A 14,903-nucleotide genomic window follows, 5' to 3' on the forward strand; every position below is an offset into this window, starting at 1 on the left:
TCAGTGGGGGTTCCCGTGACAGTCCGTGCTTCCATCCGGATCCGTCCGGAACGCCGCTCCGATCAAGAACTCCTTGTTGCCCTCCGGGCCGGTGATCGGGCTTTCGGTAACGTCCAGAACCCGCCAGCCGGCAAGCCCGTCGATCCAGGAGCGGACACGGTCGCAGACCTCCTGGTGCAGCTCCGGTTCGCGCACGACGCCGCCCTTGCCGACGCGGCCCTTGCCGACCTCGAACTGCGGCTTGATCAGGGCGACCAGCCGCCCGCCCGGCACCACCAGCCCAAGCGCCGCCGGCAGCACGACCTCCAGCCCGATGAAGCTGGCGTCGCACACCACCAGATCGACCGGATCGGGAATCTCGACCCTGGTCAGATGGCGGGCGTTGGTCTTCTCCAGCACCACGACGCGCGGGTCGTTGCGGAGCTTCCACGCCAACTGCCCATGCCCGACGTCGACCGCGTAGACCTTCGCGGCCCCGCGCGTCAGCAGCACGTCGGTGAAACCGCCGGTCGATGCCCCGACATCGAGGGCGGTCAGGCCGGCGGGGTCGATGCCGAAGACGTCCAGCCCCTTGACCAGTTTCAGCCCGCCGCGCGACACCCAGGGGTGGTCCTGCCCCTTCACCGACAGCGGGGCGTCCTCGGTCAGCAGATCGCCGGCCTTGCCGATGCGCTTGGTGTCGGAATAGACCAGCCCGGCGAGGATCAGAGCCTGCGCCTTGGCCCGGCTTTCCGCCAGGCCGCGCTCCACCAGAGCCACGTCCGCCCGCACCCGCGCCATGCCCGATCCTCCGATCCGTCCCGTTCCGGCCAAGGGGCGCATTCCTGACCCGGAACGGCGGCGAGGGCAAGCGCGCCGTGGCGCAAAGGCCGCTCAACCAGGAAGTTCGACGATCAGCCGGGTGCCGGCTTGGCCGGTTTCGGCGCGCAAGACCCCCTTCAACTGGCCGGCGAAGGCGCGCACCATCTTCAGCCCCAGCGTCGCCGCGCGGGCGACGTCGAGCCCGTCCGGCAGTCCGCGCCCCTGGTCGGACACCACCAGCCGCCGGCGGCCGTCGGCGGCACGGCCGAGGCTGACCTCGATCCCGCCCGGTTCCTCAGGACCATAGGCGTGCTTGGCGGCGTTGCCGACCAGTTCGTTGACGATCAGGCTCAGCGGAATCACGCTGTCCACCGGAAGGCTGGTCGGCTCGGCCTCCACCCGGATGCGGCGGGCACCGGGAAGCGTCGCCTCCAGCTCGCCGCACAGGTCGCGCAGATGGCCGGCCACGTCGAGGTCGTCGCCGCGCAGGGCGGCGTGGGTGCGCTGGTGGGCCTGGGTGACGATGCCGATCCGTCCCCCGGCGCTTTGCAGGGCGCGCCGCACCTCGGGATCCTTGGACCCCAGCGTTTGCAGCGTCAGCAGGCTGGAGACGAGCTGCAACGTGTTCTTCACCCGGTGACTCAGCTCGCGCATGTGCCGTTCCTGCTCGGCGGCGCTGTCCGGGGTCTCCTCGACGGTGACGATCAGGGCGCGCACCAGCCCGTTGACGCCCAGCATCGGCGTGGCCCGGACCTCCCAGAAACGGTCGCCGTCGCGGGCCGCCGCCTCGCGCTGGGCGCCGCCGCGCCGGGCGGCGGCGAGCAGGGAGGACGAGACCGCCGGAAACTGGGAGGTCAGCGGCGCTCCGGCCACCACGCCCAGGGCACGGAAGGCGGCGTTGGAAAAGCTGCACAGCCCGGCCTCGCCCTCGACCAGGGCGGTCGGGGTCGGCGTCTGTTCCAGCAGGCAGCGCAGGACCGCCGGATCGTTCAGGTTCAGCCCCGGAGGTTCGGCCGCGGCGGCGCCGAAACCAGCACCGAACGAGCCGCCGCTCCCCTCCGGATCGGCGTCACGAACCGTGTTGAGCACGACCATATGCGCCATGTCGCCCGTTCCTTCCACCTGTCCGGTGCATGCATCCCTATGTGTCCAAATTGTAAGCCGAGCAACCGCGCCGACACCAGTCGAACAACCCGAAGCATCGCTAGACAAATCGGGGTACGACATTCGTTCGCGTGAAAAGGCGATTCGCCAAAAGGAAACCCCCGCATCCGGAGAGGATGCGGGGGCCGATACGAGAAATCAGGAGAGCGGGCCGGCCGGTTATGCTCGCGCTGCGGCGCTTTCGATTCCGAGGGCCTGCAACGCGGTCGCGACGATGTGCCGCGCGCTCAACCCGGCGGTCTCATACTGTTTGGCCGGCGAATCATGGTCGAGATAAACATCGGGTAGGACCAACGGCCGGATCTTCAACCCGCCGTCCAGCAGGCCGGAGGTCGCCAGGAAGTGCAGGACGAAGCTGCCGAAGCCGCCGACCGACCCTTCCTCGATGGTGATCAGCACCTCGTGCTCCAGCGCGAGGCGGCGGACCAGATCCTCGTCGAGCGGCTTGGCGAAGCGGGCGTCGGCCAGCGTGGTCGACAGGCCGCGGGCGCCCAGCTCGGCCGCCGCCTTGCGGGCCTCGGCGAGACGGCCGCCGTAGCTGAGGATGGCGACCTTGCCGCCTTCCTGCAAGATGCGTCCCTTGCCGAGCGGCAGGACGGACCCGCGATCCGGCATCTCCAGCCCCACCCCCTCGCCGCGCGGGTAGCGCAGCGCCGAGGCGCGGTCGTCGATGGCGGCCTGGGTGGCGACCATGTGCATCAGCTCCACCTCGTCCGCCGCCGCCATCAGCACGATGTCGGGCAGGCAGCCGAGGAAGGCGACGTCGAAGGAGCCGGCGTGGGTCGCCCCGTCGGCCCCGACCAGCCCGGCGCGGTCGAGCGCGAAGCGCACCGGCAGGTGTTGCAGCACCACGTCGTGGATCACCTGATCGTAGGCGCGCTGGAGGAAGGTCGAGTAGATGGCGCAGAAGGGCTTGAAGCCCTCGGTCGCCATGCCGGCGGCGAAGGTCACCGCGTGCTGTTCGGCGATGCCGACGTCGAAGCAGCGGTCGGGAAAGCGCTCGGCGAACAGATCCAGCCCGGTGCCCGACGGCATCGCCGCGTTGATGGCGACGATGGCCGGGTCGGCCGCCGCCTCGGTGATGAGGGACTGGGCGAAGACGCGGGTGTAGGTCGGCGCGTTGGATTTCGGCTTGGCCTGGGCGCCGGTCACCACGTCGAACTTGGCGACCGCGTGCAGCTTGTCGGCCGAGGCCTCCGCCGGGGCGTAGCCCTTGCCCTTCTTGGTGACGACGTGGATCAGCACCGGCTTGTCGTCGTCGGCGTCGCGCACGTTCTGCAACACCGGCAGCAGATGGTCGAGGTTGTGCCCGTCGATCGGCCCGATGTAGTAGAAGCCCAGCTCCTCGAACAGGGTGCCGCCGGTGACCATGCCGCGCGCGTACTCCTCCGCCCGCCGGGCGGCGGTGCGCAGCGGGCGCGGCAGCTGGTCGGCGATCTCCTTGGCGAGGTGGCGCAGGCTGAGATAGGGCTTCGACGAGATCAGCCGCGACAGGTAGGCGCTCATGGCGCCGACCGGCGGGGCGATCGACATGTCGTTGTCGTTCAGCACCACCACCAGCCGCGACTTGGTCGGCGCGGCGTTGTTCATCGCCTCGTAGGCCATGCCGGCGCTCATCGCGCCGTCGCCGATCACCGCGACGACGTTGCGGCGCTCGCCCTTCAGCCGGCTCGCCACCGCCATGCCGAGCCCGGCGGAGATCGAGGTCGAGCTGTGGCCGGCGCCGAACGGGTCGTACTCGCTCTCCGAGCGCTTGGTGAAGCCGCTCAAGCCGCCGCCCATGCGCAGCGTGCGGATGCGGTCGCGCCGGCCGGTCAGGATCTTGTGCGGGTAGCACTGGTGCCCGACGTCCCAGATCAGCCGGTCATAGGGCGTGTTGAAGACGTAGTGGAGTGCCACCGTCAGCTCGACCACCCCCAGCCCGGCGCCGAGATGGCCGCCGGTCACCGACACGGCGTCCACGGTCTCGGTGCGCAGCTCGTCGGCGAACTGGCGGAGCTGCTCGGGCTTGAGGCCCCTCAGCTTGGCGGGCGTCGGGCAGAGGTCGAGCAGCGGGGTCTTGGTGGCGGTCACGGGGTCACGGTCCTTTCGGCTCAGGCGCGCCGGTCGACGACGAAATCGGCGACCGCCTTCAGCATGTCGGCACGCCCCTCGAAGATGTCCACGTGCGCGGCGGCCTGGGCTGCCAGCATCTCGGCCTGGGCGCGGGCGCGCTCGCGGCCGAGGATGGACACGAAGGTGGCCTTGCCGGCCTGGGCGTCGCGCCCGACCGTCTTGCCGGTTTCCTCCGCCGTGCCCTCGACGTCGAGCAGGTCGTCGACGATCTGGAAGGCGAGGCCGAGGTCATGGGCGTAGGCGCGCAGCGCCGTGCGCTGCGGCGGGTTGGCCTTGCCGAGGATGCCGCCCGCCTCGCAGGAGAAGGCGATCATCTCGCCGGTCTTCATGCGCTGGAGCCGGGTGGTGGTGCCGAGGTCGAAGCTCTCGTGCTCGGCGATCAGGTCGAGCATCTGGCCGCCGACCATGCCGTGGCCGCCCGCAGCCTTGGCTAGCGCGGTGACGAGCTGGCAGCGGATGTTCGGATCCTCGTGGGTGGCGGGATCGGCCAGCACCTCGAAGGCGAAGGTCAGCAGCCCGTCGCCGGCCAGGATGGCGGTCGCCTCGTCGAACTGGCGGTGGCAGGTCGGGCGGCCGCGCCGCAGCTCGCCGTCGTCCATCGCCGGCAGGTCGTCGTGGACCAGCGAATAGCTGTGGACCATCTCGACCGCCGCGGCGGCGCGGATGGCGCAATCGGGGTTGACCCCGAACAGCGCCGACGACTGCATGACCAGGAAGGGCCGCAGCCGCTTGCCGCCGTTCAGGCTGCCGTAGCGCATGGCGTCGAACAGCCGGGCCTCGGCCAGATCGGTTGAGGGCAGCAGCCGGCCGATGGTATCCTCCACGGCGCGGGCGATCTCGCTCATCGCCGCCTTCAGGGCGGCCTTCGAAGTGGTCTGCACGTCAGTCGATCCGGGCGGGTTCGCTGCCGATGGAACCGTCGGCGCTTACGGTGATGCGGTCGATCTTGGCCTGCGCCTCGCGCAGCTTGGCCTCGCAATGGCGCTTCAGGGCGGTGCCGCGCTCGTAGGAGGAGATCGCGTCGTCCAGCTTGCCGCGCCCCTCTTCGAGCTGGCGGACGATCCGCTCCAGCTCGGCCAGGGCATCCTCGAAGCTGAGGGCGGCGATGTCGGGCGGAATGGGAGCGGTGGGGGACGGGACGGCGGAGGGGGGCATGGGGCGAAACCGTGGTGGACCTTCGTCCGCGAAGTTAGGCCCGCCCCTCGCCGTGTGCAAGGGCCGTGGCGTGCCAACGGCTTGCCCTTGCGGTCTATGCGGTCAGGAGGGGCCGGCGGGACCCCCTCCCCCCTTCCCCTCAGCAATACATCAGTTCGCGCACATGGGCGGCGCTGGCCGAGGCGAGGGCGCGCAGGTTGTAGCCGCCCTCCAGCACCGAGACGATGCGGGCGCCGCAATGGGTGCGGGCCAGCTCGCCCAGCTTGCGGGTGGCCCAGACGAAATCGTCGTCGATCAGGTGCAGCGCCGCCATCGGGTCGCGCGAATGGGCGTCGAAGCCGGCGGAGATGATCAGCAGGTCCGGCTTGAAATGGTCGATGGCCGGCAGCACCGTGTGGGTCATCGCGTGGCGGAACTCCGGCGACCCCGCCATGGCCGGCAGCGGCGCGTTGACGCAGTTGCCGTACTCGCCCTTTTCGCCCGCGTCGCCGGTGCCGGGGTAGAGCGGCGACTGGTGGGTCGAGCAGTAGAGCATGTCCGCGTCGAACTGGAAGATGTCCTGGGTGCCGTTGCCGTGGTGGACGTCGAAATCCATCACCGCGACCCGTTGCAGCCCGTGGGCGGCGCGCGCGTGGTAGGCGCCGACCGCGGCGTTGTTGAACAGGCAGAAGCCCATCGCCTTCTCCCGCTCGGCGTGGTGCCCCGGCGGGCGGACGGCGCAGAAGGCGTTGCGCGACTGGCCGGTCGCCACCGAATCCACCGCCGCCACCACCGCGCCCGCGGCGCGCAGCGCCGCCTCCCCCGAGCCGGGCGAAACCACGGTGTCGCCGTCGATGCCGGCGTGCTCGGCGGCGGGGATCGACGCCATCACCCGGTCGATGTGGGCCTGCGGGTGGGCGCGCAGAAGCTGTTCGACCGTGGCGCGCGGCGCCTCCTGCCGTTCGAGCATGTGGAACTCTTCGGTCTCCAGCGCGGCGAGCACGGCGCGCAGGCGGTCGGCGCATTCCGGATGCCCCAGGCCCGTGTCATGGTCCAGGCAGGCCGCGTGGGTGAACAGCGTGGTGAACATGGCGGTTTCGGTCGTTTTTGTTGGCGTTCGGGATGGTCGGGACGTTTCCGCCGACCATTCTTCCCGGATCGCCCCCCAAAGTACAGGCCGATTCCAGGACGATTCGTCACAGCCAACCATCCGCATCTTCACGTATGCAGGGTCCCTCCGAACCGTCCCGCGGACCGTCCTTCAGGCCATCCGTTCGATGACGAAACGGTAGACCCCGCCCTCCTCGCCGCTCGACCGCAGGCGATGGCCGGTGGCCTCGCAGAAGGCGGGAAAATCCTTCAGCGCTCCGGGGTCGGTGGCCTCGACGGTCAGCGTGTCGCCGACGGCGATGGCCTTCATCATCTTGCGCGCGCGCAAGACCGGCAGGGGGCACTGCAAGCCCTTGGTGTTCAACGGATGATCGGTCATGCAGGGGATGCTAACCGGCAGGCCGCCCGCTGTCCACGCGCAAGGGCGGCGGCGCCCGGACGATGGCGCGTGGATGGCCGCGCCCGCGACAGCGCCGCGCTTGACCGATTTTATCCACAGAACGGTGGACAAAGCCGTGGATAAGCCTGTTGAACCAGCGGCAACGCCTGTCCGAAATCCGTCACACGGGGCGGCCTGGCCGATTCGTCGAAAGGGGTGCCCGAACGGCGCGCCCGTTGTCCCGGCTGGGCCGCCGGCTCACCCCGAAGATGCTCTGGTCCTCCGCTGCCCGCATGCCGACCATGAGTCAGGCATCCACGGAAGGCGGAGACCATGGCGCATCACCTCATCACCGGCGGCTGCGGCTTCATCGGGTCGCATCTGGCCGACCGGCTGCTCGCCGACGGGCACCGGGTGACGATCCTCGACAACCTGTCCAGCGGCCGGCTGGAGAACAAGCCCGCCGCCGCCCGGCTGGTCGTCGGCGACGTGGCCGACCCCGATGCGGTGCGCCACGCCGCCGAGGGGGTTGACGGCATCTTCCACCTCGCCGCCGTCGCCTCGGTCCAGCGCTCGCGCGAGCTGTGGGCGGAAACCCACCGCACCAACTTGCTCGGCACCGTCACCGTGTTCGAGGCGGCGCGCGACGCCCGGAACGGCGGGCCGGTGCCGGTGGTCTACGCCTCGTCGGCCGCCGTCTACGGCAACAACCCGGCCACCCCGCTGAACGAGGACGAACTGCCCCGCCCGCTGTCGGCCTACGGTGTGGACAAGCTGGGCTGCGAGATGCACGCCAGGATCGCCTGGACGATCCAGGGCGTGCCGACGGTGGGCTTCCGCTTCTTCAACGTCTACGGCCCGCGCCAGGATCCGCTGTCGCCCTATTCCGGGGTGATCTCGATCTTCGCCCGCCGGGTGGCGCGCGGCGAGGAGATCGAGATCCACGGCGACGGCCAGCAGGTGCGCGACTTCGTCTTCGTCGGCGACGTGGTGCGCATCCTGGCGCTGGCGATGGAGCGGCGCGGCCTGGGCGCTCCGGTCTACAATTTGTGCACCGGGCGGGCGACCTCGCTGGTCATGCTGCTGGAGGTGTTGCAGGAGTTGTGCGGTGCCCGCGTGCCGCGCCGCCACAGCCCGGCACGGGCCGGCGACATCCGGGTGTCGATCGGCGACCCGTCTCTGATGCGGGCGACCTTCGACACGGTCTGCCAGGTTGGGCTGCTCCAGGGGCTGAGCGCCACCCTGACCGGCCGGATGCCCTAAGCGGATCGCGGAAAACCGGAATCGGTTTGGAGCGTGAATCCGCTCGTCATCAAAAGGCTGAGGTTTCGTGCGTTTCTTATTAGACGCACGAAACCTTAGGGATCCTGTCCCAGAGAGTTTGTGCTTCGGCCGTCCGGGCGTCATAACATCGCCCGATATGCAAAAGGACGGGACGGCGCATGGCGGTGCGATGGAACAAGTCGGGTGGGATGCCGCGCAGGGGCCGGTCGCTGACGCTGCGCGGCCTGTTCACCGTGCTGGCGGTCCTGGCCGCGCTGGCCCTGGCGGAGCGGCTGCACCTGCTGCCCGCCGGCACGCTGGAGAGCCTGCTCGGGCAGGAGGAAAAGAAGCCGCGCGGCGGCCGGGGCCACACGCCGGCTCCGCCGCCGGTCGTGGCGCGCTCGTCCGACCGCATCGATTTCGACCGGACGCAGGCGCTGCTCGACGGCATCCGGGTCGAGGAGGAGCGGCGGCGCGGCTATGTCCGGGAGGAGTGGCCGCACTGGATCGCCCCCGATCGTGGTTGCCTGAACGCCCGCGAGCAGGTGCTGATCCGTGATTCCCGCCGCCCGGCCACCCTGTCGCGGAACGGCTGCTCGGTGCTGTCGGGCGACTGGCTCGACCCCTACACCGGCGAGCGCTTCACCGATCCGGGACAGGTCGACATCGACCACCGGGTGCCGCTGGAGGAAGCCTACGCCAGCGGCGGCTATGGCTGGACCCGCGAGCGCCGGGCGGCCTACGCCAACGACCTGACCGACCCGCTGACCCTGCTGGCCTCCAGCCGCGAGGCCAACCGGGCCAAGGGCTCCAAGGGGCCGGAGGACTGGCTGCCGCCCAAGCGCGACGGCATCTGCCTGTACGTTGCCGACTGGATCGCCGTGAAGGCCCGCTGGGAACTGGCGATGGACGAGCGGGAGCGGGTGACGGTGGGCAACATCCTGGCCGACTGCCGCCGCTCCGCCCGCTGAGACGCCGGCCCGGTCCGGGCCGGCGTCTCAGCGGGGCGTGCGCGTCAGTGGAGCGTGGTGGATGCCGCCTGGGCGTCCACATGCGGCTCCTCGCGCGGGCGCCCGATCCCGAGAAGCTGGTAGAGGCCGAGCGCCGCGATGGTCGCGGTGCCGATCCCGCCGATGGAGAAGCCGCTGGCGGAGATGGTGAAGTCGCCGGCGCCGAGCACCAGCGTCACGCCGACCGTGATCAGGTTGCGCGGGTCGGAGAAATCGACGCGGTTGTCGACCCACAGCCGCACCATCGCCGCGGCGATCAGGCCGAAGACGACGGTCGCCAGCCCGCCCAGCACCGGCGCCGGGATGGTCCGCAGCAGGGCGCCGAACTTCGGCGAGAAGCCGAGCAGGATCGCCGCGACGGCGGCGACGACGAAGATCAGCGTCGAGAAGACGCGCGTCACCGCCATCACGCCCATGTTCTCGACATAGGTCGTGACACCGGTGCCGCCGCCGCTTCCCGAGACGATGGTGGCGATGCCGTCGCCGATGAAGCCGCGGCCGATGAAGCGGTCCAGGTTGCGCCCGGTCATCGCGCCGATGGCCTTGATGTGGCCGAGATTCTCGGCGACCAGGATGAAGGCGATGGGGGCGACGAGCGCCATCGCCCCGGCGTCGAAGGTCGGCGTGCGGAAGGCCGGCATGCCGAACCATGGGGCGGCGGCAAGCTCCGCGAAGCTCACCGGCGGCAGCAGGCCGAATCCGTTCGCCAGGACAAGGTAGAAGACGTAGCCGGACGCGATGCCGGTCAGGATCGACAGCCGCCGGATGGCGAGCGGCGCGTAGACCGCGACAAGGGCGGTGGCGGCCAGCGTGAACAGGGCCACGAGGGTGTGGGGGCCGGTCCCCTCGATGCCCTTGACGGCGACCGGCGAGAGGTTGAGGCCGATCGCGGCCCCCACCGCCCCGGTCACGGCGGGCGGCATCAGACGCTCGATCCAGCCGGTGCTGGTCCAGGTCACGAGCAGGCCGATCAGGACATAGAGCACGCCGGCCGCGATGATGCCGCCCAGCGCCGGCCCGATGTTCGGGTTGGGCCCCTGGCCGCCGTACCCCGTCACCGCGATGACCACGGCGATGAACGAGAAGGAGGAGCCGAGATAGCTCGGCACCCGCCCGGCGGTCAGCACGAGGAAGATCAGCGTGCCGATGCCGGAGAACAGGATCGCCAGATTCGGATCGAACCCCATCAGCAGCGGCCCGAGGATGGTCGAGCCGGACATGGCGACGAGATGCTGGACGCCGAGCGTGGCCGTCGAGCCCCAGGGAAGGCGTTCGTCCGGCTGGACGACGGGGCCGGCCGCAAGCGGCCAGCGCGGGAAGAAATCTGCCATGGAGGTCCTGTTCGGGGCTGTAGGATGCCGCGCCGTGGGGATCGAGGCGCGCTGGCCGGGGAAATTGCCGGGAAGCCCAGGCACCGTCAACGTTCTGGCTGCGACGGCCGAACGGCGGCGCAAGGAAGGCGGGGGTTCAAACGGGTGGGGCGTGGAACGCCGGCCCGCCGGCCGGGTTTCGTCTGCACGAACACGCGGCGGAGGCACGGTCATGCGCTGGCAAGGCGGACGGGAGAGCGGGAATGTCGAGGACCGGCGCGGCGGATTCGGCGGGGGCGGCGGTCTCCCCATCGGGGTGGGCGGACTCGGGGTCGGCGGGGTGCTGGTGCTCGTCGTCGTGTCGCTGTTCCTCGGCGTCGATCCGACGGTCCTGCTGAACGGCGGCGAGCCGGAAACGCGGACGGCCGACGTCCGCAACGCCCCGCCCGGCAGCGCGCCCGACGACGAGCTGGGCCGCTTCGTTTCCGTTGTGCTGGCCGACACGGAGGACACCTGGCGCGGGCTGTTCCAGCAGATGGGCCGGCAGTACCAGGATCCGACGCTGGTGCTGTTCACCGGCGCCGTCGCCTCCGGCTGCGGCAATGCCCAGGCGGCGATGGGCCCCTTCTATTGCCCGGCCGACCGCAAGGTCTACATCGACCTCGGATTCTACCGGGAGCTGCGCGACCGTTTCCAGGCACCCGGCGACTTCGCCCAGGCCTACGTCATCGCCCACGAGGTCGGCCACCATGTGCAGAACCTGCTCGGCATCTCCGACAAGGTGGAGGCGGCGCAGCGGCGCTCCGGCGACCGCCGGGAGGCGAACGCGCTCTCGGTCCGGCTGGAGTTGCAGGCCGACTGCTTCGCCGGGCTGTGGGCCAACCACGCCAACCGCGACCGCCGCATCCTGGAGCCCGGCGACGTCGAGGAGGCGCTGACCGCCGCCAGCGCCATCGGCGACGACCGGCTGCAACGGCAGGCGCGCGGCACCGTCTCGCCCGACAGCTTCACCCACGGCAGCTCCGAGCAGCGGGTCCGCTGGTTCCGCACCGGCCTGCAAGGCGGCGAACTGCGGCAGTGCGACACCTTCGCCGCCGACCGCCTGTAGGCTCAGCCTTCAGGCTCAGCGTTCGAGCGGCGGCGCCGGACGGGCCGGAGCGCAGGGGGTCCCGGAGAAGCGGACCGGCGCGCGGGCGTTCACCACGGCGCCCTCGCTCGGGTGCTCGACCTCCTGGAAGAAGCCGACGGCCCTCAGGTGCTCGTCCTCCATCAGATCCTCGATGGAGTTGACCGGCGCGCAGGGGATGTCGAGACGGCGCAGCAGCGCCAGCCAGTGGCCGGTGGTTTCCGCCGGCAGGCAGCCGGCGAGCCGCTCGTACAGCGCGCCGATCATCGCCGCCCGCGCGGAGTCCGATCCGAGCGCCGCGTCCGCCGCCCAGTCCTCCCGCCCTGCCGCCGTGAAGAAGGCCCGCCAGTGGGTCGCCGTGTAGGGCATCACGCAGACATGGCCGTCCCGCGTCCGGTAGGGCCGCCGGTGCGCCGACAGGACGCGGCTGTAGCCGCTGTCCCCCAGCGGCGGCCGGAAGGTGCGTCCGGCGAGATGCTCGACGGCGAGGAAGGAGGCCATCACCTCGAACATCGGCACCTCGACGGCCTGACCGGCGCCGGAGACCGAACGGGCCAGCAGCGCCGCGTTGATCGCCGCCACCGCGTGCAGGCCGGTGGTCTTGTCGGCGACGATGGTCGGGGCGTAGCGCGGCTCGCCGCCGGTGCGGGCGTAGAGTTCCGCCCAGCCGGCCTCCGCCTGGATGACGTCGTCGTAGGCCGGCCGGTCGCGGTAGGGGCCGTCCTGGCCGTAGCCGACGATCGCGCAATAGACCAGCCGGGGGAACCGCCCGCGCAGCGCCTCATAGCCGAGCCCGAGCCGCCCGATCGCCGACGCCCGCATGTTGTGGAGCAGCACGTCCGCCCCGTCGAGCAGGTCGAGGAGCTCCGCCCGCTGGCCGGCGTCCTTGAGGTCGAGGATGCGGCTCTCCTTGTTGCGGTTGCAGTTGAGGAAGGCGGCGCCCATGCCGGGCGAGCGGGCGGGGCCGGGGGCGCGCATGATGTCGCCGCCGGGCGGCTCGATCTTGATCACCCGCGCGCCGAAATCGCCGAGCATCTGGCTGGCGTAGGGTCCGGCGATCACGGTGCTGAGGTCGATCACCGTGATGCCGTCGAGCGGCCCGGCCATGGCGTGGTCTCCGTCCTGGGTATCGGGAAGGCGGGGGCGAGGGGGCGAAGACACGCCCCCCTCCCTTCAGCGCGCCGTGAAGCCGCCGTCCACCGGCAGCGCCACGCCGGTGACGAAGGACGCGTCGTCCGACGCCAGCCACAGCACCGCGTGGGCGACCTCCTCGGCCTTGCACAGGCGGCCCATCGGCACGGCGGCGAGCATGCGCTCCTGGTTGGCGGCGGCCTCGGCGGCGATGCCGGAACGGCCGGTGAAGCCGAGCTTCATCGGCGTGTCGGCCAGCCCCGGACACACCACGTTCACCCGCACCCCGTCGGCGGCGAAGCGCTGGGCCAGCGACTTGGTCAGCCCGACCACCGCGAACTTCGCGGCCGAATAGACCGGGCTGAACATCGAGCCGACGAGGCCCGACACCGAGGACGTGAACACCAGCGAACCGCCGCCGCGCTTGCGCATGTGGCCAATGACCTCGCCGGCCGCCAGCGTGGCCGAGGTGATGTTCAGCGCGATCGCTTGGTCGTAGGCGGCGAGGTCGAGATTCTCGACGCCGCCGGGGCCGGGGATGCCGGCGTGCGCCCACAGCACGTCGACGCCGCCGAGCCGGTCGGCCGCCTCGTTGATCGAGCCGCGCATCGCCTCGGGGCGGGACAGGTCGGCCTGGATGGTTGCGACCTCGTGGCCAAGGGCCTGCATGTCGGCCTTCAGGCCGGCCAGCGCGTCGGCGTTGATGTCGATGGCCGCCACGCGGGCGCCTTCCTTCAGGAACAGCTCGACGCCCGCCCGGCCCATTCCGGAGGCGGCGGCCGTCACCACGACGAGCTTGTTGGCAAGACGCATGATCGGAACTCTCTGTTTTGAATTTGAAGGGTCAGCGGGCGTAGGCGTCGGGGAAGCGGCCGGTGGTGCTGATCACCGTGGTGCGCGTCTCCAGGTAGGAATCGAGCGCCTCGATCCCGTTCTCGCGGCCCCAGCCGCTCGCCTTGAAGCCGCCGTAGGGGGTCGACCAGCGGATGAAGCGGTAGGTGTTGACCCAGACCATGCCGGCGCGGATGCGGCTCGACACCCGGTGGGCGCGGCCGACGTCGCCGGTCCACAGCCCGGCGGTCAGGCCGTAGGCGGTGTCGTTGGCGAGCGCCACCGCCTCGTCCTCGTCATCGAACGGGATCAGCGAGGCGACCGGGCCGAAGATCTCCTCCCGCGCGATCCGCATGTCGTTGGAGACGTTGGCGAAGACGGTCGGTTCGACGAAATAGCCGGCGGCGTGGTCCGGCCCGTTCAGACGGCGGCCGCCGGTCACCAGCTCGGCGCCCTCGTTCCGGCCGATGTCGATGTAGGACAGCGTCTTGGCGAGCTGCTCCTCGTGCGCCTGCGGCCCCATGTGGGTCGCCTCGTCGAGCGGCAGCCCGACCCGCACGCGGCCGGCGCGCTCGACGAACGCCTCGACGACGCGGTCGTAGACGGGGCGCTGCACCAGCACGCGCGATCCCAGCGCGCAGCTCTGCCCGCACAGCGTCCAGGCGGAGTTGGTCGCGGCGTTGAGCGCCTGCTCCAGGTCGGTGTCGGCGAACAGGATGTGGGGGGACTTGCCGCCCAGCTCGAAGGTGAAGCGCTTCATCGTCTCGGCGCCGGCGCGCAGGATCGACTTGGCGGTGGTGCCCTCGCCGGTGAAGGCGATCTTGTCGATTCCGGGATGGGCGACGAGATGCTCGCCCGCTCCGTCCTTGCCGTAGCCCGGCACGACGTTGAGGACTCCGGGCGGGAAGCCGGCCTCGTCGAACAGCTTGGCCAGCTCCAGCGAGGTGACCGGGGTGTGCTCGGCCGGCTTGAGGACCACGGTGCAGCCGGCGGCGAGCGCCGGGCCGAGCTTCCACAGGGCGGCCATCAGCGGCACGTTCCACGGCGTGATGGCGCCGACGACGCCGACCGGCACGCGGGACGTGAAGGCGTGGACGCTGTCGTCGAAGGGAATGGTGCGGCCGGCGTTCTTGTCGGCCAGCGACGCCCACCAATGGTAGGCGTTGGAATGGCCTGAGATGTCGGCCAGGGATTCGCGCAGGGCCCGGCCGGAATCGCGGGTTTCCAGCACGGCCAGCGCGCGGGCGTGCTCCTTGTAGAGGTCGGCGAAGCGGCGGATCAGGGCGGCGCGCTCGTGGCCGGGCATGCGGCCCCAGGGGCCGTCCAGCGCGGCGCGGGCGGCGGCGACCGCCTTGTCGACGTCGCGCTTGCCGCCATAGGCCACGACGGCCCAGGGACGGCCGACCGACGGGTCGACGCTCTCCATGAGCCCCCCGTCCTCCGGCGCGACCCAGGCGCCGCCGATGTAGAGATGCTCGTAGCGGGCGATGCTGTCCATGCGTCCCTCTCGGTTTTTATGGTGTGTCGTT

At 70.9% G+C, this 14,903-nt stretch carries 14 protein-coding genes; 3 read left to right on the forward strand and 11 right to left on the reverse strand.

The window, feature by feature from the left end; all coding sequences use genetic code 11:
- From J2847_RS10960 to J2847_RS10990, 7 genes are all read right to left on the reverse strand, one after another.
- Positions 1–780 (reverse strand): TlyA family RNA methyltransferase, encoded by a 780-nt coding sequence (locus J2847_RS10960; protein ID WP_209779148.1) that lies wholly within the window; start codon positions 778–780, stop codon positions 1–3.
- Positions 781–873: 93 nt separating this feature from the next.
- Positions 874–1,905: a sensor histidine kinase gene (locus tag J2847_RS10965; RefSeq protein WP_209779019.1), complete on the reverse strand. Its 1,032-nt coding sequence runs from the start codon at positions 1,903–1,905 to the stop codon at positions 874–876.
- Positions 1,906–2,124: 219 nt separating this feature from the next.
- Positions 2,125–4,038 (reverse strand): 1-deoxy-D-xylulose-5-phosphate synthase, encoded by a 1,914-nt coding sequence (gene dxs, locus J2847_RS10970; RefSeq protein ID WP_209779020.1) that lies wholly within the window; start codon positions 4,036–4,038, stop codon positions 2,125–2,127.
- Positions 4,039–4,058: 20 nt separating this feature from the next.
- Positions 4,059–4,925 (reverse strand): polyprenyl synthetase family protein, encoded by an 867-nt coding sequence (locus J2847_RS10975; RefSeq protein WP_209779149.1) that lies wholly within the window; start codon positions 4,923–4,925, stop codon positions 4,059–4,061.
- 37 nt (positions 4,926–4,962) lie between these two features.
- Positions 4,963–5,235 carry an exodeoxyribonuclease VII small subunit gene (locus J2847_RS10980; protein WP_209779021.1) on the reverse strand — a complete coding sequence of 91 codons (273 nt, stop codon included), beginning with the start codon at positions 5,233–5,235 and terminating at the stop codon, positions 4,963–4,965.
- A gap of 139 nt (positions 5,236–5,374) precedes the next feature.
- On the reverse strand, positions 5,375–6,304 hold the full coding sequence (locus tag J2847_RS10985; protein WP_085557641.1) for a histone deacetylase family protein: 930 nt from the start codon (positions 6,302–6,304) through the stop codon (positions 5,375–5,377).
- Between the two features lie 171 nt (positions 6,305–6,475).
- Positions 6,476–6,703, reverse strand: coding sequence for a sulfurtransferase TusA family protein (locus tag J2847_RS10990; protein WP_085557642.1), 228 nt, complete (start codon positions 6,701–6,703; stop codon positions 6,476–6,478).
- Between the two features lie 333 nt (positions 6,704–7,036).
- Between J2847_RS10990 and J2847_RS10995 the strand changes: the two genes are divergently transcribed.
- The gene (locus J2847_RS10995) at positions 7,037–7,966 is read left to right on the forward strand and encodes an NAD-dependent epimerase/dehydratase family protein (protein ID WP_209779022.1); all 930 of its coding nucleotides are present in this window, start codon (positions 7,037–7,039) and stop codon (positions 7,964–7,966) included.
- Positions 7,967–8,145: 179 nt separating this feature from the next.
- Positions 8,146–8,937, forward strand: a complete 792-nt coding sequence (locus J2847_RS11000) for an HNH endonuclease family protein (protein WP_233474441.1) — start codon at positions 8,146–8,148, stop codon at positions 8,935–8,937.
- Positions 8,938–8,981: 44 nt separating this feature from the next.
- Here the strand turns inward: J2847_RS11000 and J2847_RS11005 are convergent, their stop codons facing one another.
- Complete coding sequence (locus J2847_RS11005; protein WP_209779023.1) at positions 8,982–10,307, reverse strand: solute carrier family 23 protein; 1,326 nt, start codon at positions 10,305–10,307, stop codon at positions 8,982–8,984.
- Positions 10,308–10,518: 211 nt separating this feature from the next.
- On the opposite strand from J2847_RS11005, the gene ypfJ reads away from it, so the two are divergent.
- A complete protein-coding gene (ypfJ, locus tag J2847_RS11010) occupies positions 10,519–11,394 on the forward strand; it encodes a KPN_02809 family neutral zinc metallopeptidase (protein WP_209779024.1) in 876 nt (291 codons plus the stop codon).
- Between the two features lie 15 nt (positions 11,395–11,409).
- Here ypfJ and J2847_RS11015 read toward each other — a convergent pair whose 3' ends face one another.
- The 3 genes from J2847_RS11015 to J2847_RS11025 form a co-directional block, all read right to left on the reverse strand.
- Entirely contained in the window at positions 11,410–12,519 is a 1,110-nt protein-coding gene (locus J2847_RS11015; protein ID WP_209779025.1) for a CaiB/BaiF CoA transferase family protein, read from the reverse strand.
- Positions 12,520–12,585: 66 nt separating this feature from the next.
- Positions 12,586–13,356, reverse strand: coding sequence for an SDR family NAD(P)-dependent oxidoreductase (locus J2847_RS11020; protein ID WP_085557648.1), 771 nt, complete (start codon positions 13,354–13,356; stop codon positions 12,586–12,588).
- A gap of 31 nt (positions 13,357–13,387) precedes the next feature.
- Complete coding sequence (locus J2847_RS11025) at positions 13,388–14,872, reverse strand: aldehyde dehydrogenase (RefSeq protein WP_209779026.1); 1,485 nt, start codon at positions 14,870–14,872, stop codon at positions 13,388–13,390.
- Positions 14,873–14,903: the final 31 nt, after the last annotated feature.

Source organism: Azospirillum agricola, from assembly GCF_017876095.1.
GTDB lineage: Bacteria > Pseudomonadota > Alphaproteobacteria > Azospirillales > Azospirillaceae > Azospirillum > Azospirillum agricola.